Source organism: Pseudomonas gessardii (assembly GCF_001983165.1).
Lineage (GTDB): Bacteria > Pseudomonadota > Gammaproteobacteria > Pseudomonadales > Pseudomonadaceae > Aquipseudomonas > Aquipseudomonas gessardii.
The window spans coordinates 1-1,349 of the sequence record NZ_MNPU01000124.1 but is presented as its reverse complement, the minus strand read 5'-3'; the positions used below and the strand labels follow the sequence as shown (position 1 = coordinate 1,349).

Genomic DNA, 1,349 nt, shown 5'->3' with positions numbered 1-1,349 from the left:
GCCCTAATGCCAGTCAGTTAAGAAATTGACTTCTCCGCCAAGCAATAATAGAAACGGGCTCTGTTTTTATGAGTTCGTTTCATGCCCCTCCAAAACGATCTTCAAGAAGTTACCAAGCTCAATCCAATCTCCTTTGAACGCTTTGCACAATTGATTGATCCTGCATGGATTGAACAGGCTCTCGTGTCGACCGGTACGGTCTCTATTCGCCGCAGACGCTTGCCGGCCGAGCGTATCGTATGGTTGGTGGTCGGTTTGGCCTTGTTCAAAAATGAACCGATTTGGCTCATCGTGCAGCAGTTGGGACTGGCGCTGGGCGAAGCCAAGGTGCCCGTGCCCAGTGCCGCCGTTCAAGCCCGACAGCGCCTTGGAGAGGCACCATTGGCGGCGCTGTTTGAGCAATTGGCCCAAGCATGGGGTGGTGTCGAGCAGCCGCCTTCAGCCGGTTTCTTGGGGTTGCGTAGCTTCGCCGTCGACGGCGTAGTTTGGTCCACCCCTGACACCCCGGAAAACCGTCAGGCCTTTGGTGGAGGGCGAACCCATTCTGGAGATGGCGCCTGGCCACAAGTTCGCGGTGTCTGCCTGATGGACACCTATAGCCACTTGATTCGTGCTGCCTGTTTTGGTGAGTTTGCGGTCGGCGAACTACGTCATGCCAAAGGTCTGGAGAACGCCGTCAGTGACTACTCGGTAACCATTTTTGATCGTGCTTACTATTCAGCGGCCCTGTTGCTCGACTGGCAGCAAAGTGGAACTGAACGACACTGGCTCATGCGAGCGCGCAAACCGCTCAAATACGAGGTGATCGAAGAGTTGGGCGTGGGTGACTGGCTTGTACGGTTGACCGTTTCCCGGGATGCACTCAAGCAGCGTCCGGATCTTCCCAGCCATTGGCATGCGCGATTGATCGAGTATTCGATAGACGACAAACCCCGTCGCTACCTGACCTCGTTGGTTGACGCCGAACGTTACCCTGCCCATCAGGTGGCGGGGCATTACAACGAACGTTGGGAAATCGAATTGGGTTACCGCGAGATCAAGCAAAACCTGCTTAAAGGCGAACAACTACGCAGTAAACAACCTGATCTGGTGCGTCAGGAACTGTGGGGAACCCTGCTTGCTTACAATCTGATTCGACAGGAAATGCGCTTGATGGCTGGCGAAATGAAAGTTGCGCCGCAACGTTTAAGCTTCCTCTGGTTGGCTCAAGCGGTGACCAACGCACTCCGTTTCTGTCCGCTGGAAACGCCAGGTACGATTCCTAAGCGGCTGGCAGAGCTGCGCACTCAGGCTCAACACTTCATGTTACCTGCCAGGCGTCAACGAAGTTACCCCAGGGTGGTCAAGCC

1 protein-coding gene is annotated in these 1,349 nt (G+C 55.2%); it reads left to right on the top strand.

The window, feature by feature from the left end; all coding sequences use genetic code 11:
• Positions 1-81 precede the first annotated feature (81 nt).
• The coding region (locus BLL38_RS29890; RefSeq protein ID WP_076965374.1) for an IS4 family transposase at positions 82-1,349 on the top strand (1,268 nt) is incomplete at its 3' end.